The following is a 20,269-nucleotide window of genomic DNA, read 5'->3' as shown; positions in this document are numbered from 1 at the left end:
ACCAAAGGCGAGGCCTACGATCCAAAGCACGCCTTGAGTCAGGCGGTTTAACCGCCGCGAGCACCGATGAGGGATTGAGTCACATCCGAGCGAGCACGATCACCCACACCACGAGTTTCTAACCACGAGTTGCTAAGAGTGACTGTCACTGTGATGGCATGAAAGGCTTGTCCTGCATTCCTGAAACCCTGTAATCCTCACCAGCCGGCATCGCCGAGACTGAAACAGTGATAAGGACAGGAATGCGCGCGGATTCCATCAGGGCGCGAGGAGCGATCACGCCACCTCATCACGACGCCGGATATATGGCCGCAACGTTTCCTTCTGCTGAACAGTCAAGTGGCTCTTGCATCGCGGGGCGGACCATATATGAGGTAGAACATCTGGGTATGCCGCTCAGCCCTGTTCCAGCAGGATACGCAGATCGATCACGGCGGCGTTGATCCGGGCGATGTAGGAGGCCAGCACCAGTGAATGGTTGGCAAGCAGGCCAAAGCCATTGCCGTTGAGCACGATCGGACTGCGCATCCCTTTAAGCGCGCCCTGTAGGTCGCGTTCGATCTGCTCCAGTGCCGGCTGCGCGCGTTTGTCCGCGATCACCGGCGCGAAGTCGATCCGCAGCGCCTCGACAAAGTGCAGCAAGGCCCAGCTGTAACCGCGGGCGCAGTAGAAGACGTCGTCGACCTTATCTGGCGCGGTGCGCTGTTCTGAGGCTTGGCTATCGGCGCCGTCCATCAGCGGCAACTGCTCGATCTCGGCCGATGTTCCGGGCGGGAATAATGACGCGCTCAGCCGCGGGTCGGCACTGCTCGAGCTGAGGCGCAGTCCGAAGTTACCGAGGCGCTTCTCGACCAAGGCCAGATACTCGGCAAGGTTATCGGCGCGGACTGAGAAGCGGCCAAAGTTGAGATTGCCGGTACTCAGCGCATCCAGATAGCGTTCTAGGGCATCGATCCCTTTGCGATATTCGTCCTCAGCGGCGGGCATGATCCAAAACTTAGGGTCCATCGAGAACTGCAGATCCGCGCGTTTTAGATCCAGATTCTCGGCCGATTGCGACTTGGTCCGACTGAAGTCATCACGCAGCGCCCGCAGGGCATCGCGCAGCGCCATGATGGCACCACACTCCCAACTCGGGCAGTTGTCGAGCAGCACGCCGGGCGGGAGTTGATCGTTATGGATGAGGCCACCGGGTTTGGTCAGCAAGGTATCCGCAACACCAATGGTGGCCGCCACGAAGTGGGTTCCAGGCACCGGCTGGCCGCCAAGTGCTGAGGTTTCCTGTTGGGTGAACTGCGCAACGTCGAAGCTGGCGGGCTGTCGGCACCAGTAGATCACCAGCGCAATCTGTAGTACCAGGTAGGCCGCAAGCCCTAGGAGCAGGAGTTTGCCCCAAGGTCGCCGCTGACTGCGGCTGGGATCGGTTTGGGAAGCTTTGCTTGTTTGATGCAGCGGCATGTCCGCTGCGGTCGATGGCTTGGTTTGTGCGCTCATGTCTTCTGCCTCATGATGGGCGCGTCGCTGATGCGGCGCTTGCTCGCTTGATCATGAAGCTACATTAGTGAACGCTAATCTATTGCGATATGAAAAAAGGCAATGTAAAGCCCAAATGCGGTTAGCGGCTGCTGTGGCCAACGCGAGCGAGGCCTCGCCTCAGCCCGTTGAGCCACGATTTTGCTGCGCTGCACACAAACTTGACTCATCTGCAAGCATTTGGAGTCGTCAAGCAATCTAGGGTTGCGGTGGCTTTAAACAGGGGTTGCTCTAAGCTTGCCTTCGGCGCGATGCGCTGCTGCCGGGGCGCGCAGACCCTGATTGCTGGGCGCGCGTTCGCTGGCGACTTCTGCTTCGACGCGATTTCGACCCCGCGCCTTTGCTTGGTAGAGGGCTCGATCAGCTCGATCAATCAGACTCTCGTGGTCCAACGCACCGAGCGTGTTGGTGGCAACGCCGGCGCTGATCGTGACCTTGCCAAAGGGGGCGACTGCGTGTTCGAGATCAAGGCTCGAGATCGATCGACGCAGTTCCTCCGCAATCTTGGCGGCACCTTCGGGCCCCGTGTTTGGCAAGACCACCACGAACTCCTCGCCGCCGTAGCGGGCGCAGAAATCGGTGGCGCGGTGCAGGCCTGCCTTTAACGTGTCGGCCACCGTGCGTAAGCACCGGTCTCCGGCCAGATGGCCATAATGGTCGTTGAAGGGCTTGAAGTAGTCGATATCAAAGATGATGAGCGATAGCGGCATCTGCTCGCGCGCGCCGCGGTGCAGCTCGCGGATCAGCTGTTCAATAAAGTAGCGGCGGTTTGGGATGCTGGTGAGCGCGTCGACCACAGCCTGTCGCCGCAGTTCGTCATAGGCGCTCCTGAGCAGCCAGCCGAGTCCAAGAATCAGTAGCAGGCCAGAGACCGCGATCGCCAGATGGCTGCCAACCAGCCCTGCGATGGGCAACGGCGCCAGGGTTGGCAGCGTGACACTCACCCCACCGCGAACCTCGCCAACCTGATACCCCTGATCGGCGTGGCACTTTAGACAGGCCTGCTCGGTGATGAGGGGCGCCATGTATCGGTAAATCAAGCGCTCGCCATCGCGTGCGATCTCGCCGAATTCTTTGGCGCCGGCTTCAAACTGTTTCAGCGCCTGCTCCTCCCAGGGATAAGGCGCGTTGGCACGGCGAATCGGGTTCAGGCTGGTGATATGGAATTGAACGCTGCTGCGCTCCATGGCCATCTCACTGAGCTGCCGGGTCATGAAGGCTGGGTTGACCTTGGTGAGCATCAGGTCTTCGGAGACACGAATCTCGCGCAGCTCGTCGACAAGGTAAGGGTTTGGCAAGGTGTCATCCGTGACTGGGACATAGACGCCGCCATGCATCGCATTCCAGCGCCGAGTCAGCAGCAGTTGCTCGAAGAAGGCGTTTGCGGTCTCTCGCGCTAGGTTGTCTCGGTTCTGTTTGGCCTGATGGATGTTCCAGGCCAAGGAGGCGCTGACGATGAGCAGCCAGAACCCACAGATCAATAACAATCGGTGATGCAGACGCAGCCCGGCTGTCGGGGATAGATCAGTCATGCTTCAGTCCGGATGAGCTAGGTGCGGTGACGGCAGTCGTTTGAACATGGGTGGCGGTGCCTGCTTGATGCCATGCGCTATTGGCCAGGCGCGGGCTGCTGGAACTTGCCCAGTCGGGTGACCGAGATGTCACTGGTGAAGACCACGCCCATGTGCTTGTTGAAAAACGGCGTCAGGCCTTCGAGGATGGGGCCGGCGAGGTCCTCGGGGACAGCGGTGATGATCATCACCAGCACATCGTCAGCATTGAACATCAGATGGCCTTCGTGGCTGCCGTGGGAGCCCTTGCCAGAGAGGTTGTGCACCAGAGTCCAGCCGCTGACCCCAGCGCGATCGAGCAAATCGACAACAAACTCTTGGTATTCCCCCTGAACAATAATCTCCAGCTTCTTCATCTGGCTCTGTTTGAGCGCTTTCATGGCTGATTGCCTCTAGACATCGATCGTGGGTGAGATCAGGTCGTTGCCCGGCCCGTTGTGCTTGCGGCCGGCTCGATCAGCGACCATCCGCCAGCCTCGAAGCCATGCATGCAAGCGCTTTCCGGGTCGAGTACCAAGAGTCTGATCCAACCATTCTGAACCAGCTCGCGCGGTTTGTAGAGCCGATTCAGCAGACCTTGCACCAACGTCAACGGAGCCTCGATGACGGTGATGAGGCGCATCGGTTTGTGATAGGCCCGATCGCCCTTGAGCACGGTCTGCGCCGGCAGGCCAGTGCGCAGATCGCTGAGGTTGCCGCTCATCACGCCGAAGCGGCCGGTGATGTTGTGGAACACCTTGCTGCCGCTGCCGAAGCCTTCATTGTCGACCACCGAGAAGTAATGCTCGAGGTTGATCCATTGGGCGACGATCAGCGGGCCGGAGAGGATGACTTCGAGCAGACGGCCGTTTGGATCGAGCCGGTAATCGTACGAGTGCAGAAAGGTGCGGCCGTCGAGATCGAGTTCGCGCGTCAGCGCGCGGGCGCCGATGATGAAGCTGGCGTTTTTCGACAGACCCCACTCGGGCCGGACCTGGGTCCAGTCCAGTGCGTGGCGCTTGACACGGCGTGCCGCGGTCTCCGGGGTATCGACGTTGCGCTCGTCGAGTTCCCGGCAGCGTTCAAGCGCGCAGAGTCGACCCGCTGCGGTCAGGTCCTCTTGGATGCGCGTCATGCGCGTGAGCACGGCGGCGGGTAGCTGATCCAGATCGGCGGGCTGGATCTCGTCGGTGGTGGTGTCATGCAGGAGCGGGACGAACCAGGTCTCGTCCGGAATCAGGATGCCATCCTCGGCAAGCAGCTCACGCACCTCGCGCCGGTTGGCCATGGCGGCGAAGATGCGGGCGTTGATCAGGCCCTGATCGCCGCCGCAAGCACCGCAATCCAGCGCCGACTCGTAGGGGTTGTTCTCCGAGGTACTGCCGTGACCAACCACCAGCACAGTGCGGCCAAAGCCTTCGCTGAGGCCGATCGAGCGCAAGGCGGTGCCGACCAACTGCGCCTGGCGCTGGTGACGAAAGCCGATCTTGGCGAGATGCTCGAGTTGGATGCGCGCTTGGTCTGGGTTGACCCGATACTCGGCCTGCAGCGAGCGGATGAAGACCGCTTCGCTGGCGGGCTCGATATCGAAGCGATCGGCAAAGGCAGTGCTGCCTTGGCGTTGTCCGAGTGCGACCTCGCGCAGCTCGCGGATCATTGGGCTGGTGAGGGACTCGCGCTTGATGCCGAAATGCCGCTCGGCGGCGCGGATGATCATCTCGTCTTGTAGATGGGTGATCAGTTCGTGCGCCTCCTCCTCGCCGATCTTGTCGATCAGCAGCCGCAACGGTGGTTTCTGGCTCTCCAGCCGCTGACGCCAGGTGTTGTAGGCACGCGGCGCAAAGGTCTTGCCGACCATATCAAAGCCGAACAGCAGTCCGACCGCTTCAACCGTCACATAGGGCGCGAGCACGGTGTTCTTGAGGTCGTGCACCACCTCGTGGGCCAGCTCGTAGAGCGAGTGCGAGACTTCCGCGTGGGTGAGGGGCATCTCGACGACGACATTGCTGGGCTGCACCACGGCCGGGCAGAGCGCGGTCTCGTGGCCCTTACCGAACTCGATGAAGCTGATCGGGATGCCGAAGAAGCCGGCGATGCCAAAGGTCTCGTAGTCGCCAAGCGCCTCGAGCTGGCGGCGCAGGCGCTCGCTGCGCACATCGATGCAGAACAGGGCTTGGACGCCATCGCCATCGCCTGCGCTTTGGCTTGCGCTATCGCTATGACGCACGCTTGATCCAAGCCGCGGGCCGATCGCGGCGAGTAGACGATCGATGTAGGTCTGCTCGAGCGCGCGCGTCCAGGTCATGCCTTCGCCGTCCTTAAAGGCATAGATGCCATCGATCAGCTGCAACAGGGCATCGTCCGGATAGGCCAGCAATTGCTCGCGGGAGAGACCGGCCCGCTCGGCCATGGCCTGGATGCGGCGCGCGCGGGTGCAGGCCTCTCGCGCAAGTTTGGCGCGCTCATATTCCAAGTAGAGGGCTTCGATGCGGGCTGGGTCGCCACGCTCGACGGCGACCTCGACCCGGTGCGCGAAGTCGGGTAGGACGGTGCCGGCGTTGAGCTCACGTCGCAGCAGGCACTCGCGCGGATTGGATTCGGCGAAAGCCTTCAGCGCTGGCCAGGTCAGCTCGCGCTTAAGGCGGCGGCCGGCATCCTCGAGCAAGGCCAGGGCGAGCACCAGCCGGATGGCAAGGTAGTCGACCAGGTCCGCGGGGTTGCGCTCTTGCCAGTAGTAATGGCGGGCCTGGGCACGCCAGCGCACGAAGCCGGCCCAGCCGTGGAGCTTGCTCAGCTCGACGGTGAAGCTGTCCATCCACAGCGATTCAGGGATGCCAAGCCGGCGCATGACCCGATCGATCATCACTTCGGGCTGGTCGGTCTCGGCGAGGATGGCGCCGACGTCCATACCACGGAGCCGGAGTCGACGGTTGCGGCAAGCGATCCGGCTCCAGCCGCGAAACAGGCCCTGGCGACGGCCGGGCATGCGCCAGATCGATTGGCCTTCATCGAAGAAGTCCATCAGGCCTTTGATCAGCAGCTCGTTGAGGGTCTCGCCGATGCGTGTGCCGAAGAGCTGGTCGACGGCATCGTAGAGGGTCAGCTCCCGGCCCAGCTGGTCGGCGAAATGCTTGGCATCGGCTGTCATCTCGCTGACTCCGGTTTAGTGCCGGCAATAACCCACAGATTGGCGTGATCCAGCGGCTTAGCGTTGGCCGGCAGCTTGATGTCGTTTAGCAGCTTCACGTTGGTCGGTAGCTTGGCGTTGTTCAGCAGCTTGGCGTTTGCCTGACCTTTGGCGCGCACTTGATGTTGAGCGCTGACGTCATGCTGAGGGCTGACTTTGGACTTGGCGCTAGCTGCGTTCATAGCGTCGGACCATCGGATCGCGCAAGCAGGCCAATACCTCTTCGGCACAGGGCGCGCGGTCGCCGGGCGCAGGCTGGTCGAGTGCGGTGAGCATCGCCATCAGCAGGCGCTTGAGCAGGACGCTGTTTTCGGAGGCTGGGTCCTGCTCCAGATCCCGGTTTATGCCTCGCTCTGCCTCCTGGTTTGGCTCCTGGTCTGGCTCCTGCTCTTGGTCTTGCTTTGGCTGCTGCTCGGGCTCCCATTCGGCCTCTTGCTTGGGTTCTTGTGCGGGCTCGGCACCATTGTCACGCAGCCAAGCATCGACCTGGTCACTGACCAAGGATTCAAGGGTGTCGAGGTCGATATCGCCCTCGGCAAGCAGGCGTTGGTACTCGGTGCGGCGCAGCCAGCCGCGGGCGTGGAATAGGCGGCTGGCCTCGGCGACGGCCTGCTCGAACGGCAGATGCTCAAGGCCATGCAGCGGGTTGTGATGGATGAAGTTGCGCATCGGCCAGAAGAACGGCAGGACCTCACCGGCCATGGTCACCATCGAGCGGATCTTGAGGCGTTGGCCGAGGCTTGGCGTCGACAGCGCGCCGGTCGCGGTGTCGCCCGATGAAGTATCCGTCGACGCGCTCTGTAGCGCGCCCGTTGTTGACGCATTCATTGACAAGCCCTCTAGCTCACGCTTTGACAGGTCCACTGATGCGTCATGGACTACGTCTGCGGTCGCCGATTCAGGTGTGGACTTGCGAGCCGAGTCGGCCCCCGCTGCCCGGGCTGATGCAGACTTGGAACTGCTGCTCATAGCGCGCGCTCTACCAAAAAGAGTCCAAAGATCGCCAGCGCGAGCATGCCAGCGCCGTGCGCCGCAGCGCCTGCCGGCTTGAGATCGCGGTAGCGCAGATCGTCGCGCGGGATGCCGAAGACGATGCCGGTCAGCAGGTTGATGCCGGCCCAGGTCCAGAGCAGCCAGGAGATGCCAAGCGGCAGCAGGGTGAACAGCTCGTTCCTGCCGACACCGCCAAAGGCGAGGTCGGCAATGGCGAAGAAGCCGGGCGAGAAGGGCACCGCGACGGCGACCAGCACGGCGATGACGAACAGGGTCGAAAACTGCGGCATGCGCAGGCCGAGCCCTGGGTAGAGACCGACACGGGCGATGCCAAACCGGCGTGCCAGGCTGTCGAACAGGAACAGTAAGGGCAGTAGCGGTAGCGCCAGCCCTAAGGCCGGCAGCAAGGGTGGCACCTCGTGTGCGATGCCGACCCAGATCAGAGCCAGCGCCGATGTATAGAGCTGCGCCAGCCAGATCCGCCCATCGCGCGCGCTCAGCATGCGGAAGGCATAGAAGACCGAGGTCGCGCCGCCCCAGAGCGCGAACGGGGTGATCAAGGCCGAGGGGCTGCCGTCGGTCTTGGCCAGCGCGAGGCCCAAGGCGATCAGGCCGACACCGACCAGCGGCATCAGCAGCATCAGCGCGGCTTGCACCAGGGGCCTACTCAACAGTCCATCGTCCGCATACTGGAGCAACAGGTTGACCCCGATGCTCAGCGGAAACAGCGGCAGCAGCAGACCGGCAAGCAGGAAACAGAGCAAGGTCAGCATCGGCTCAGCATCGTGTCAGCATCGGTTTCATCAGTGCTCAGCTCGCATGCGTCAGACCCAGCGCAACAGCGTATTGACACGCTTCGAGGCCGCTAGGATCGTCTCACCAGCCCGACTGTAGAGGTCGGCGATGTAGAACTCGCGTGACATCAGCGCATAGAGGTTCAGATAGACCCCGCGCCAGCGTCGATTCAGCGGTTGCCGCTCGGCCGTGGAGCGGAACACCATCAGCCAGCCACCGGCGATCAGGGCGATCAGCAGCATGAGCACGAGCAGGAACGAGGTAAAGTTGACCGAGGCGGCCGCATACAGGGCCTCGCGAAACGCCGGATCGGGATAGAGCAGGGCGTCGAAGGCGTGACCGACCAGCACGTAGGTCATGATGACCAAACCAAACGAGAGGATGACGTAGAGCAGCGCCGTAAACGGCCGCTCGCCGCCGATCTTGTAGACGAAGAACAGGGTTTGAGCGCCGGTGATCCAGCCGAACAGCAGCAGGATGAGCGCGCCCTGATGATGCAGGAAGCCTTCGTCAACCAGCTGATGGGCGCCAAAGACGATCAGCAGCGGCACGGTGATGGTGATGCCGGCAAAGATCACCCAAGAGACCGGTGGATGCGGCACCTTGCGCTCGACCATGAACTGATAGATCTCGCCCTCGGGGATATTCGGGTCCTTGCGCGCGTTGCCAATGATGGCGCCGGAGCCGAGGAACAACGTCGCCTTGAACACACCATGCGCAATGAGATGGTAGATCGCCAGCGAGAAGGCGCCCAGCCCGCACTCCATCACCATGTAGCCCATCTGGCCCATGGTCGAGTAGCCCAGCGCCTTCTTGATGTCGCTCTACATCAACATCATCAGCGAGCCCATGATGGTGGTGATGAGACCAACCGCGAAGGCAAGCAGGAGCACGCCCTCGGTATGCACGAAGACCGGCGCGAAGCGGTTGATCAGGAAGCCGCCGGAGTTGACGATGCCGGCATGCATCAATGCCGAGACCGGGGTTGGCCCGTCCATGGTGTAGGGCAGCCAGGTATGCAGCGGGAACTGTGCTGACTTGGCGAAGGCCGCGAGCAGGATCAGCACACCAAGGGTCTCAGCGAGCGGCAGTCCGAGCAGCGTGGTGGTGTTCGGTGCCGCGGCCATCGCTGCGAACACCTCGGGCAGGGTCAGGGTGCCGAAGGCGTGGTAGATGAGCGCCACGGCGGCGAGCAGTGGCAGGTCGCCGAAGCGGTGTGTGAACAGGGTCCAGAAGGCGTAGCGTGTGGCTGCGGGGCGGCGCGTATCGTGGTTGAGCAGGAAATAGAGCAAGACCCCAATCAGATGCCAAGCCAGCAGCAGCGTGAGCAGGTCGCCGGACATTACCATCAGCAGGATGACCGCGACGATGCCATCGAGCAGCATGAAGTAGCGGGTATAGGCCGGGTCATCCTGCATGTAGCGCACCGAGAAGACGTGCACCACCAGGCTGACGCCGCTGACCAAGAGCGCCATCAGGGTGCTCAGCCAGTCGACGTAGAGGGTAAACAGCCCAAGCCCGGTATTGACTAACCGACCGCTCTCAGCGCTCAGTTGGACGCCGAAGAGGATGATTGCAATCGCGAGCGTCATAGCGCTAGCGCCGACGCTAATGCGCGCGATGAATGGACCGAGGCGCGACGCACTGAGCCGAACGGCCAGTGCCGAGGCGAGCATCAGCAGGGGCAGGGCGTAAGCCAACGAGACCATGGTTTAGCGCGGGCGAGGGTGTCGGATTGCGATGGCGTCTGTGCGCTTGCGCATCGGCGCTGCTGACAGATCAACCGAAATTCTATCAGGATCGGTGTCCATCGGCGCCAAAAGGGTGCAGCAAAATCGCGCGAGTCTTATGATAGAGGCTCAAGTCGATACTAAGCCCCGGCGCAGGCCTTGTCCTTCGTCCGCGCAGTTGCGCAGGTCCAACCGTGTACCTTAACTATTTCGGCCTTAGCGAAGCCAGCTTCTCGATCACCCCCGACCCGCAGTACCTGTTTCTCAGCGAGCAGCACCGGGAGGCACTCGCGCACCTGCTCTATGGTGCCGGTGAGAACGGTGGCTTCGTCTTGCTGACGGGCGAGGTCGGTACCGGCAAGACCACCATCTGCCGTGCATTCTTAGAGCAGACCCCGGAGCAGGTTGACGTTGCGCTGGTGTTGAACCCGGCGATGACGGCGATCGAGCTGATGCATGCGATCTGCCAAGAATTTGGCGTTGCGACGCCTGAGCACCATGACTCGGTCAAGGTGCTGGTGGATCGGTTGAACAGCTTTCTGCTTGATGCCCATGCACGGGGTCGTCATCCTGTGGTGGTGATCGATGAGGCGCAGAATCTGCGTCCGCGGGTGCTCGAGCAGGTGCGGCTGCTGACCAACCTCGAGACCTCGAAGCAGAAGCTGCTGCAGATCTTTCTCATCGGCCAGCCCGAGCTGCGCGAGATCCTGGCCTCGCAGGAGCTGCGTCAGCTCAACCAGCGCATCACTGCACGCTTCCATCTGAGCCCGCTGTCGGCGCGCGAGACCGCGAACTATGTCGATCACCGGATTACGGTTGCCGGTGTGCAGCGGCCACTGTTCAGCGCCGCGGCGCTGCGCGAGGTGCATCGGCGATCGCGCGGTGTGCCACGGTTGATCAACCTGATCTGCGACCGCTCCCTGCTTGGTGCCGCGGTGAGTCGGCGCATGCAGGTCACGCCCGCCATTGTGCGTCGAGCCGCGCACGAGCTGCTCGGTGGCGAGCAACCGCGGCAACGCTCGCGCCGCCAGCCGCAATGGGCGATGGCCGCGGCCCTGGTCTTGGCCCTTGGTCTTGGCGGCTGGCTTGGTGCCTCTGGTCTGTTGGAGCGCACACAGCTGCAGCTTGATCGTGTCGCTAAGGTCTGGGCCGAATTGAGCGTCGATGATGAGGCAGCGCAGTTGGCGGACGCTGCCGATGCCGATGCCGACACTGACGGTGACCCGGAGTCGGGCGACACGGCCGATAAGACCGCCGCCGACGGCGCGCTGATGGCGGCAAACGACACCGATTCCGCGAGCCTAGCTGCAGAGGCTGCAGAGACGTCCGAGGCTAACCAGGTCGCGGCGATCGACCCTGAGGCGGTCTCTGCGGAGCAGGCTGGAGCCGAGCTGAGCGCAGCCACTGCGGAATCGGCCGCGACGCCGCTGGCCGAGACCGGTCAGGGTATCCCACGCATCGCGCTCGCGCGGATCACCCCTCAGGTTCCGGAGGCGGAGATCGGCGAGCTGCCAGCGCTGTTATTGGATGAGGGCGAGTCGGTCTCGGCACTGGTGCAGCGCTGGGGCCATACGCCAGAAGAGGCTGCGGATTGCTACGGCATGTCCACCCTGGGACTAGAGTGCGAGCGTTCTCGTGAACGCTGGAGCGACCTGCGGCTGTTCGATCGCCCTGCGGTGCTGCAGCTGCTGATCGATGGTCAAGAGCGATATGCGCTGATCACTGGTATCGATGACGAGTTTGCCGTGCTCCAGCGCGGCGAGACGCTGCGCCGGGTGCCGATCGCGACGCTCGATGAGCGCTGGTCCGGGGATGTGCTGATGCTGTGGCGACTGCCACCAGATGGCGTGCGGATGATCGGCCCGGGTACGTCCGGCGATACGGTGCGCTGGCTCAGAGCGCAGCTCGCGGCGCTGCCTGACGCATCATTGACCGACACGAGCAGTCCGCGCTACGACGCCAATCTGAAGGCGGCGGTGCGGGAGTTTCAGGCCGGTCGTGGACTCGCGGTCGATGGCATCGCCGGGCCGCGCACCCTGATCCTGCTGAACAATGCGCTCGCCGATAGCGAAATCCCGCGTCTCAGCCAGTCTCGAAGTCCCTGATGACACCGATCCCTCCTGGATTGGCTCGTCGCTCTAATGCTCATCGCTCTAATGCTCATCGCGCGGCGCCAGCCTGGAAAACGCATCGCGTGAGATTCACCTAAACGTCCTATGTCGTACATCCTGGAAGCACTGAAGAAATCGCAGCAGGAGCGCGAGATGGGTCAGGTGCCGCGTCTGCAGGCGACGGCGTTCGAAGACCCACTTGAGCCCACCCGTACCCAGCCCTGGGTGTTCACGGCCGTTGGGCTGGCTGCGCTTGCGGTGGTGGTTGCGATCTACGCCGCGCTGCGTCCAACCACGGCTCCCGATGCTTCGTCGCTGCTCAGCGGCGAGCTTGAGCAAGGCATCAGTGCCGGCGTCGGCTTGGGGCAGCGCTCGGCTGCTGGGCCAGACGCTGATTCCGATGGGGGATTGGCTGATGGCAGCAGCAGGCCTGAGGGTGCGGCGCTGCAAGCAGCCTCTGTTCCGGGCGCAGTGGGCGCTGGGGTTGGGGCTGCGACCGCCTCAAGCGCTTCGCCGGCGTCGCCGCTGCGACTCAGTGACCCCGAAGACCTCAGTGTCGAGCCGCAGGTGCTGGTCGTGCCGGCAGCGCCAAAGCCGGGTGAGCGCCTCCCGCGCGGTGCCGATGAGCTGAGACGCGCGGTGCTCGGGCCTGATGCGTCTCCTTCGATCGAGCGCCGTCAACCGAGCGCTGGCAATGCTCAGCCTGAGCGTGACTACGCCCCGGTCCCACCGGAGCTGATCGCCGAGATTGAGGACTTCAAGCGGACATTTCAATCCGGTGGGGCTAGCCCTGCAGCCAGCGCGAGCCGGGATGCAGAGGCGGTGCGTCGCAATGCTGCGGCGCCGAAATCGACCGAACGCAGCATCGGCAATCGCGCCCAGAATGACCGCCAGGTCGCATCGGGCGAGCGGCCGGCGCCGCTGTCTTCCAGCTTGCGTCGCCAGCTTCCGCCGTTCCTAATGACGGTTCATGTCTACGACGATGACCCCGTGCGGCGCTTCGTCTATCTGAATGGCGCTAAGGTGCGTGAGGGCGAGCTGACGCGCGACGGTTTCTTCGTCGAGCAGGTGCTTGCCGATGGCGCCATCGTGCGTTACGACGACTACCGCTTCTTCCAGTCGCCCTGAGCGGCCGATCAACCTTCACATCGGCCTGAGATCAGCGGCGACAAGCGGCTGCAAGCCAGGCTCGGCAAGCGGGCGCTGGCTCGGCTCGGCGCAACAGCCGACGCCGAACGCACAGACGCAAACTCAGATTCAGATTCAGATTCAGATTCAGGCTCAGACTCAGACTCAGACTCAGGCAAAGGCAATGAGGCGCAGGGCATCGAGGCGTAGCCGGCTATTCGCAAGCGTCTCGGCGAGCGCATCGCGCTCGGCCGCCAGGGCCTCGATCTCCGCGGGGCGCACCGCGGGGTTGCGGCGGGCGAGGGCCTGCAGCCGCGCCAGCTCCTGATCGAGCTGATCTCGCATCAGTCTGCCGGCCTGCTCACGCAACGCCCGGCTCTCGCGTGCGGCCTCCTGCTCGGCCAGCGCGACCATCGCCTCGATCACCTTGCTCTTGGCCTTGATGAGCGCGCGTGCTAGCGGTCGCCGTGAGCGCAGGCACTTGCCGCCGAGGGCGTTGATGTCGATCTCGGCGCTGCGTTCCTTGCCCTCTTCGTCGATTAGCATGCGCCGGGCGGTTGGGGGCAGGAAACGCTGCGCGTTGAGGATCGGCGGCGCTGGACATTCGGCCACATAGACCGCCTCCAGCAGCAAGGCACTGGATGCGAAGCGCGGGTCTTGGGTCAGGATGATCGCACTGGTGCCCATGTGCGAGCCGGTCATCAGCTCGAGCGCGGCACGCGTCATGGGATGTTCGCGGGTCAAGAAGCGTCGGTCTTCATGCGCGAGTGCGTGCTTGCGGCTGAAGGTCGCGGTGATGCCTTCGTCCGGTAGTTCGGGAAAGCGCTCTTGCAGCATGTGGGCGCCAGGTCGGACCACGAGACTGCCACCCGGACCAAGCTCGCGCTCGACGCCGAAGGCATCCCAGAGCCCGGTCAAGAAGGTCTCGGTGGTTGGATCATGATCTTCTGCCGCGAGTGCCTCCACCAGGGCGGCGCCTCGCACTGGGCGATGCGAGCTGAGCTCGAGTAAACGATCGCGGCCGGCGGCGAGCTCGGCATCCAGCCGCAGACGCAGCGCCTTGGCCTCGGTGATCAGCGCCTCAACCTCGCCTGCCTCTGGGGTTGGGTCTGCGAGCAAGGCCTGCAGCGTCTCGCGTTGTTCCCAGAAGATCGCGGGTGCGGCCGGTTGATGGGCGGAGAAGGCGTCGAGACCCTCGTGATACCAGCGAAACAGGGTCTCGTCGGCGGTGTCGGCCCGATACGGGACATGGATACGGATGGTCTCAGTCTGGCCGATCCGATCGAGGCGACCGATGCGTTGTTCCAGCAGCTCTGGGTCGGCGGGCAGGTCGAACAAGACTAAATGGTGGGCAAACTGAAAGTTGCGCCCCTCGCTGCCGATCTCAGAGCAAAGCAGGATCTGGGTGCCCTCTTCGGGGTCTGCGAAGAAGGCGGCAGCCCGGTCACGCTCGACGATCGGCATCCCTTCATGGAATACCGCGGCCTGGATGCCTGCGCGCTCGAGCAGGGCGCGGCGGAGATCGAGTACGGTCTCGGCGGTGGCGGTGATCAGCAGGACCTTGGCCGGTGCCAGCGTGCGCAGCTGTGTGATCAGCCAATCCAGCCGCGGGTCGTTGTCCAGGCGATCAACGTTTTCGATCGCGGACCAGAGCGCGTCGAGCGGATCGGCCTCGGTCTCGGTGGTGTCATCGCTCTCGCTGACCGAAGACTCGAGCCGTGCCGGATGCAGCTCCCGCTCGGGGAAGCCACTGATCGCGGCGCGCGTGTTTCGGAACAGCACGCGGCCAGTGCCGTGGCGGTCGAGCAACTGCTCGATGATGGCTTGGCGATCGGACTGAGCGTCGAGAGGCTGGCGACGAGGCGCAGACTCGGCTGTCTCGGCGTCGGTCATGCCGTCGGCGTCGTCGAGCAAGGCCTCGAGTCGCGCCTGCTCTTCAGTGGTCAGCGGGGTTTCATCGAGGAGGCGGCTGACCAGCTCGGCGACCGGGGCGTAGCCCTGCTCCTCGTCCAAGAAGGCCTGGTAGTCGCCGAAGCGCTCCGGGTCGAGTAGTCGCAAGCGACCGAAATGGCCGGCGCGTCCGAGCTGTTCAGGGGTTGCGGTGAGCAATAGCACCGCTGGCGTGATGGCCGCCAGCGCCGCGACCAGATCGTAGGCGGGACTGCTGGCCTTGGGCGACCACTCCAAATGATGGGCCTCGTCGCAGATCAGCAGGTCCCAGCCGGCATGCAGGGCGGCATCGGCAAGACTCGGATCACTGGTCAGCAGGTCGAGGCTACAGAGGATGTGCTGCTCGGACTCGAACGGATTCGGCGCATCGGCGCCTTGCTTGAGGGCGCTGACCCGGGTGCGATCGAAGAGCGCAAAGCGGAGATTGAACCGCCGTAACAGCTCGACCAGCCATTGATGCAACAACGGTTCAGGCACCAGGATCAAGACGCGACGCACACGCCCAGCCAGCAGCAGCCGATGCAGGATCAGACCGGCCTCGATGGTCTTGCCGAGGCCAACTTCGTCGGCGAGCAGGACGCGCGGATGATGGCGGTCGGCAACCTCGGCCGCGATATGCAGCTGATGCGGGATCGGGCTGATGCGGGCACCAAGCAGCCCACGCGCGGGCGCGGTTGCCAGTTGTGCCGTTTGATCCAGGGCCTGCACCCTGAGCCGGAACCAGGTATCGCTGTCGAGACGCCCGGCGCGCAGACGCTGCTGCGGGCGGCTCAGGCGGAGCCTGGGGTCGATGCGGGTCTCGGGCAGCAGCTGCTCGTGACCCGTGGTATCGCGCACCAGATAGGTGATGAAGCCGTTGTGCTCGAGGTGGTCGACCACAGTCAGATCTTGGCCATCGAGGTCACGCAACAGCTCTCCGGTCGCAAGCTGCGCTCGCCACAGCGGCGTATTGTCGGCGGCATAGGTGCGGCGCTCGCCGGTGGCCGGAAACAGCACGGTGACGCGCCGATGCTCGACGGCTTCGACCATGCCGAGGCCGAGCTCGGGCTGAGTTTCAGAGAGCCAACGTTGGCCAACGGCAAAGGCAGGGGCGGGCTCAGGCATAGGGCAGCTCGGTCGGAGAAATAGCGAAGATCAAGATGGCGAAGATCACAGTGGTGAAGATCAAAGGGGTGAAGATCGAAGGAGTGAAGGTGGAATCCATCATGGCGGGTGAATTATCCGGACTTTTGCCCTGCTTCGCTCGACTGCGTGACCTCTCCGCTGGGCAGATGCCGCTTGCACAGCGCCAATCGGCCGACTGACAGAGGGGTTTTTCCGGCTCCGCACACGCGCTAGGCTGGTCAGCAACATTCATCCACAAGGGCGGACCGATGCACACTGCCGAGAAGTTTCCTTGCCCCTGTTGCGGACATCTGGTCCATGATCAGGTCCCCGGCTCGCATCAACGATGTCCGATCTGCGGCTGGGAGGATGATCTCTCCCAACTGCGCTTCCCGGAGATGCCCGGCAGCAGCAACGGGGTCAGCCTGGCCGAGGCGCAGCAAAACTATCAGCGCTATGGTGCCTCAGAGCAGCGCAACCGTGGTCTGACCCGGTCCCCGGTCGAAGGCGAGCCGCGTGAGGGCAGCTGGCGGCTGCTCGACCTGGCCAACGACAATATCGAATATCCCCGGCGCGGCGTTGGCTATGGTGACTCGTATCCGTGGCCAGATACCACGGTGCTCTACTACTGGCGCCGCACCTATTGGCGCCGGCTCGCAAGCTGAGGGCGCGCATCTTGATCTGCGCCGAACTGATACAGAAAAGCCACAATGAATGCATACAAGACCTACGTCCGTATGGATGCTTCAAACTGCCTCGTGCTGGAAGGCATGCCTTTTCCCGAAGGCGCCTTGCTGGAAGTACTGGTAGTCGATCAAACGCGCCAGCCTGAAGTGCGAACCGAAAGCTGGCGTGCGCTGATGCGCCATGTGCAGAGTCTGCCCCAGTCGGCGACGCTCCTCGACGAGGACATTGCAGCCGAAATCGACGCGCAGCGGAGCGGGCATTAATGCGCTAATGCTGGCAGACCGCGCAATAGAAGCTCGAGCGCTGTCCGATGCGACATTGTCGGATCGGGCCGCCGCAGCTCGGGCAGGGCTGTTCAGTGCGCCCGTAGACGCGCAAGGATTGGGCGAAGTAGCCGGGCTTGCCGTCCTCCTGAACGAAATCGCGGAGGCTGGTGCCGCCCTGTGCGATGGCATCGGCGAGCACGCTGCGAATGGCGCCGGCGAGGCGATCAAGACGCTCGCGGCTGATGCGTCCGGCCGCTCGGTTCGGATGGATGCGGGCCAGATGCAGCGATTCGTTGGCGTAGATGTTGCCAACGCCAACCACGACGTGGCTATCCATGATGAAGGTCTTGATCGGCGCGCGCCGACCGCGCGAGCGCTGGTGCAGATAGTCGCCGCTGAAGGCAGGCCCCAGCGGCTCCGGCCCGAGATCGCGCAGCAGCGGATGCGCCTCGGCGGGGCTGGGCGTCCATTGCAGCATCCCGAAGCGACGTGGATCGCGAAAGCGCAGACACTGCTCATCCTCGAGACAGAGATCCACATGGTCGTGCGGTCCCGGCATCGTCGTCGCGGGCAATACCCGTAGGCTGCCAGACATGCCCAGATGCAGGAGCAACACACCTTGCTCCAGGTCGAACAGGAGGTACTTGCCGCGCCGACGCAGCGCCGCGATGGTCTGACCAGCGAGGCGTTCGGCGGTGTCCGCCGGGATCGGCCAGCGCAGGCGATGATCGCGCACCTCAAGCCGCGCGATCCGGCGCCCGACCAGATGGGGCGCGATCCCCCGCAGGCTGGTCTCGACCTCAGGCAGCTCAGGCATGTCCGCGCTTACTCGGGTTGGTTGGGCACATTTTGTTGGTCTGGTATATCGAGTTGGTCTGGCACAGGGACTGGAGTGGCGTTTGATGTGATTGGCGCGTCTTCAGGCGAGGCGTCCGCTGCCAGCCCCGGCAGTGGCAGCTGACCAGGCTCACCGAAAGCATCCTCGTCTCGCTCGGCCAGTGGTGGCTGGGCGAGCCAGTAGCTGAGGCGCTGGTCGAGCCGAGTCCAGCGCGTGCCACCCTCGGCCACCAGGAAACGCAACGGCTGATCGTCGTCGGCGGATCGGATGACCAGGATGCGCCCGCCCAACTCGCCGTCGATGGGCTCGACGCGCTCCGCGACCACATTGACCAGCGCGGCGAGCGTATCCGCCGAGAGCGGGCGGCCGTCGATGTTGCCAAGCCCTGGGCTGAAGTCGGCCGGCAACAGGCGTCGGCTGAGAAACTGCTCGGGCGGTGCCAGCAGCCAGGGCAGCTGGTCATCGTCGATGAGCTGGACCAGGTCGCCAATCATCACATAACGGCGGTTGCCGACCGGGTCGCTCTCGCCGAGGTTCAGCGTCAGGCCGTCTAGCGTCAGCCGAACCCGCGGTGGGTCGAGCCCGAGCCGGCCAGCGGCGGTTGCATCGGCCGGCAGCACGCGGCTGACGCGTGCGTGGGCGATGTTCAGTAGCCGGTCCACCGCCTCTTCGTCAGCCGGTGCCTCGATCGGCGCGCGCATCGACCAGCCGTGCTCGCGCCGCTCGAGCCGGATCAAAGGTCCAGCGCTGCGCTGCAGCGCGATGCTTTGCACCTGCTCGGGCTTGAGGTCGGTAAGCCGCCCGCTGCTGACCTGCTGCTGCACGTCTTGCATGGCGAGCACGCCGAGCCAGGCCGCGATCAACGCGAGGCCGAGATTCGTGAGCCAGCGTTCGAGCATCATCAAGTACGGCTCCGTGGCCTCATCAGGTCCGGGTCCGTGACCAGTAGATGCCGAGCCCGGCGAGGCCGAGAAGGCCGGGCATGAAGAAGAGGGCGCTGGCACTCAGCAGCAGCATCCGCAGTGGCGTCAGGACGAGCGCAACCCGGTCGTTGGCTGGGGGCGGGACCGCGATCAGGTCTTCGCGATGGGCGAGCCAGCGTACCAACTGCAGCGCGAGCGCCTTGTTGGCGCCCTGATCGAGATGCGCATTGGCGAGAAAATCGCCATCGCCAAGGACCGCGATCCGCTGACGACGGGGTGCATCCAGACGCTGGTGATCGATCGGGTCGCGGGCTGGATCATACTGCGGGGCGCTGGTCACCGGGCGGGTGAGGAGCAGACCGACGCTGAGCGGCCCGCGCTGCTCTCCCGCATCGGGGTCGCGCGCGACCTCGCCGCGGACCGGGCCGGTTTCGTTCCAGCTCAGGGCGCCGGTCTCCAAGGCCGCTGCCTGCAGCCAGATAGAAGGCTCGTCGAGCTTGAGCGCCACTGCGCCGGGAAACAACGCGGGGCCGCTCAAGTCGGCGGTGAGCGGATGGCTTGGCCAGTCTTCGACCACAGCGAAGGTTGGCGCCTCTAAGCGCAGGTCGCCGGCCGTTGCGTCGACGATTTGGCCCGGCAAGAGCTGGAGGTCCAGCTGCGTTTGCAGTGGCTCGAGTCCGAGCAGGCCATCATCACCGGGTGGGTCCAGCAACCAGAGCAGGTTGCCGCCGCGTTCCAGGTAGCTGATCAACGCCAGTGCTTCGCCGGGGAAGAGCGCGATGGAGGGGGTGCTGATGATCAGCAGATCGATGTTGTCCGGCACCTGTGGCAGAAGGGCGAGGTCCAGTGGCTGCAGACGCAAGCCGCGCTGCATCAGCAGCTGGGCAAAGCGCCGCAGATCGCCGGGGCCGGCGCCATTGAGCGCGCGCTCGCCATGCCCCTCGAGCACGGCGATCCAGGGCGGATCTTGCAGCTGCAGGCGGGCGATGGCGTTGGTGAGGATGCGCTCGTTGAGCCGGTCGAGGACCACCCGCCGATCCTGATACTCGAGCACCAGTTGACCCTGCAGACGCACATCGGCGGCGCGGGCCAGCTCGGGGAAGAGCTGCGGATCGATGAAGTCGGTCCGCACCCAGCGGCTCGCGCGCCGATAGGGTGCAATGGCCTGCTCGATGGTGCGCCCAAGCTTGCCATCCGGGGCGGCAAAGATGCGGATGTTGAGCGGGTCTTCGAGCGCGGCAAGCACGCCACGGCTCTCGTCCGAGAGGCTATGACGGCCGCTGAAGCTGAGGTCCCAGCTCTGATCATGGCGCGCAATCAGCCAGCCCGATAGCACCACGACCGCGATCAGCAAGAGCAGGAAGCTAAGGTCGGCAGCGGGGCGATTAAGCCGTCGGAACAGGACGGCTAGCGCTGAGCCGCTGGGGGCTGAGTCTATTGGGGTGGTCACGGTGGGTTCGGGCATGCTGAGTCT

Annotated in this window: 16 protein-coding genes and 1 pseudogene; 5 read left to right on the top strand and 12 right to left on the bottom strand. The window is 64.0% G+C overall.

Features of this window, described 5'->3' with window-relative positions; translation table 11 throughout:
- Positions 1 to 396: 396 nt before the first annotated feature.
- The 8 genes and pseudogenes from CKO42_RS19225 to CKO42_RS19190 all read right to left on the bottom strand — a co-directional run bounded on the left by CKO42_RS19225 (position 397) and on the right by CKO42_RS19190 (position 9,767).
- Entirely contained in the window at positions 397 to 1,494 is a 1,098-nt protein-coding gene (locus tag CKO42_RS19225) for a DUF2333 family protein (protein ID WP_242479536.1), read from the bottom strand.
- A gap of 254 nt (positions 1,495 to 1,748) precedes the next feature.
- Positions 1,749 to 3,065, bottom strand: a complete 1,317-nt coding sequence (locus tag CKO42_RS19220; RefSeq protein ID WP_200247567.1) for a GGDEF domain-containing protein — start codon at positions 3,063 to 3,065, stop codon at positions 1,749 to 1,751.
- Between the two features lie 77 nt (positions 3,066 to 3,142).
- Positions 3,143 to 3,484: a P-II family nitrogen regulator gene (locus tag CKO42_RS19215; protein ID WP_200247564.1), complete on the bottom strand. Its 342-nt coding sequence runs from the start codon at positions 3,482 to 3,484 to the stop codon at positions 3,143 to 3,145.
- Between the two features lie 35 nt (positions 3,485 to 3,519).
- Positions 3,520 to 6,231 (bottom strand): DUF2309 domain-containing protein, encoded by a 2,712-nt coding sequence (locus CKO42_RS19210; protein ID WP_200247561.1) that lies wholly within the window; start codon positions 6,229 to 6,231, stop codon positions 3,520 to 3,522.
- Entirely contained in the window at positions 6,228 to 6,389 is a 162-nt protein-coding gene (locus tag CKO42_RS19205) for a hypothetical protein (RefSeq protein WP_200247559.1), read from the bottom strand. Before CKO42_RS19205 ends, CKO42_RS19210 begins: the two co-directional genes overlap by 4 nt.
- A gap of 49 nt (positions 6,390 to 6,438) precedes the next feature.
- Positions 6,439 to 6,981, bottom strand: a complete 543-nt coding sequence (locus tag CKO42_RS19200) for a putative inorganic carbon transporter subunit DabA (protein WP_420844335.1) — start codon at positions 6,979 to 6,981, stop codon at positions 6,439 to 6,441.
- A 254-nt stretch (positions 6,982 to 7,235) separates the two neighbouring features.
- Entirely contained in the window at positions 7,236 to 8,036 is an 801-nt protein-coding gene (locus CKO42_RS19195) for a hypothetical protein (protein WP_200247554.1), read from the bottom strand.
- A 51-nt stretch (positions 8,037 to 8,087) separates the two neighbouring features.
- Positions 8,088 to 9,767, bottom strand: a pseudogene (locus CKO42_RS19190) (NADH-quinone oxidoreductase subunit 5 family protein).
- A 215-nt stretch (positions 9,768 to 9,982) separates the two neighbouring features.
- Between CKO42_RS19190 and CKO42_RS19185 the strand changes: the two are divergent.
- Positions 9,983 to 11,893: an AAA family ATPase gene (locus CKO42_RS19185; RefSeq protein WP_200247551.1), complete on the top strand. Its 1,911-nt coding sequence runs from the start codon at positions 9,983 to 9,985 to the stop codon at positions 11,891 to 11,893.
- Positions 11,894 to 12,004: 111 nt separating this feature from the next.
- Entirely contained in the window at positions 12,005 to 13,027 is a 1,023-nt protein-coding gene (locus CKO42_RS19180; protein WP_200247549.1) for a general secretion pathway protein GspB, read from the top strand.
- Positions 13,028 to 13,198: 171 nt separating this feature from the next.
- On the opposite strand, the gene rapA is transcribed toward CKO42_RS19180, so the two are convergent.
- Positions 13,199 to 16,081, bottom strand: a complete 2,883-nt coding sequence (gene rapA, locus CKO42_RS19175; protein WP_200247547.1) for an RNA polymerase-associated protein RapA — start codon at positions 16,079 to 16,081, stop codon at positions 13,199 to 13,201.
- A gap of 35 nt (positions 16,082 to 16,116) precedes the next feature.
- Between rapA and CKO42_RS19170 the strand changes: the two genes are divergently transcribed.
- The 3 genes from CKO42_RS19170 to CKO42_RS19160 all read left to right on the top strand — a co-directional run bounded on the left by CKO42_RS19170 (position 16,117) and on the right by CKO42_RS19160 (position 17,031).
- Positions 16,117 to 16,281, top strand: coding sequence for a hypothetical protein (locus CKO42_RS19170; protein WP_200247545.1), 165 nt, complete (start codon positions 16,117 to 16,119; stop codon positions 16,279 to 16,281).
- Between the two features lie 69 nt (positions 16,282 to 16,350).
- The gene (locus tag CKO42_RS19165) at positions 16,351 to 16,746 is read left to right on the top strand and encodes a CPCC family cysteine-rich protein (RefSeq protein ID WP_200247543.1); all 396 of its coding nucleotides are present in this window, start codon (positions 16,351 to 16,353) and stop codon (positions 16,744 to 16,746) included.
- Positions 16,747 to 16,791: 45 nt separating this feature from the next.
- Positions 16,792 to 17,031: a hypothetical protein gene (locus tag CKO42_RS19160; RefSeq protein ID WP_200247542.1), complete on the top strand. Its 240-nt coding sequence runs from the start codon at positions 16,792 to 16,794 to the stop codon at positions 17,029 to 17,031.
- Between the two features lie 4 nt (positions 17,032 to 17,035).
- Here the strand turns inward: CKO42_RS19160 and mutM are convergent, their stop codons facing one another.
- The 3 genes from mutM to CKO42_RS19145 are packed head-to-tail and all read right to left on the bottom strand — an operon-like array spanning position 17,036 to position 20,260.
- Positions 17,036 to 17,851, bottom strand: coding sequence for a bifunctional DNA-formamidopyrimidine glycosylase/DNA-(apurinic or apyrimidinic site) lyase (gene mutM / locus CKO42_RS19155; protein WP_200247539.1), 816 nt, complete (start codon positions 17,849 to 17,851; stop codon positions 17,036 to 17,038).
- An 8-nt stretch (positions 17,852 to 17,859) separates the two neighbouring features.
- Entirely contained in the window at positions 17,860 to 18,774 is a 915-nt protein-coding gene (locus tag CKO42_RS19150; protein WP_200247537.1) for a DUF4340 domain-containing protein, read from the bottom strand.
- 22 nt (positions 18,775 to 18,796) lie between these two features.
- Positions 18,797 to 20,260 (bottom strand): GldG family protein, encoded by a 1,464-nt coding sequence (locus tag CKO42_RS19145; protein WP_200247535.1) that lies wholly within the window; start codon positions 20,258 to 20,260, stop codon positions 18,797 to 18,799.
- Between the last annotated feature and the right edge of the window lie 9 nt (positions 20,261 to 20,269).

This window comes from Lamprobacter modestohalophilus, assembly GCF_016583905.1.
GTDB lineage: Bacteria > Pseudomonadota > Gammaproteobacteria > Chromatiales > Chromatiaceae > Lamprobacter > Lamprobacter modestohalophilus.
This window is presented reverse-complemented; position numbering and strand designations above follow the sequence as displayed.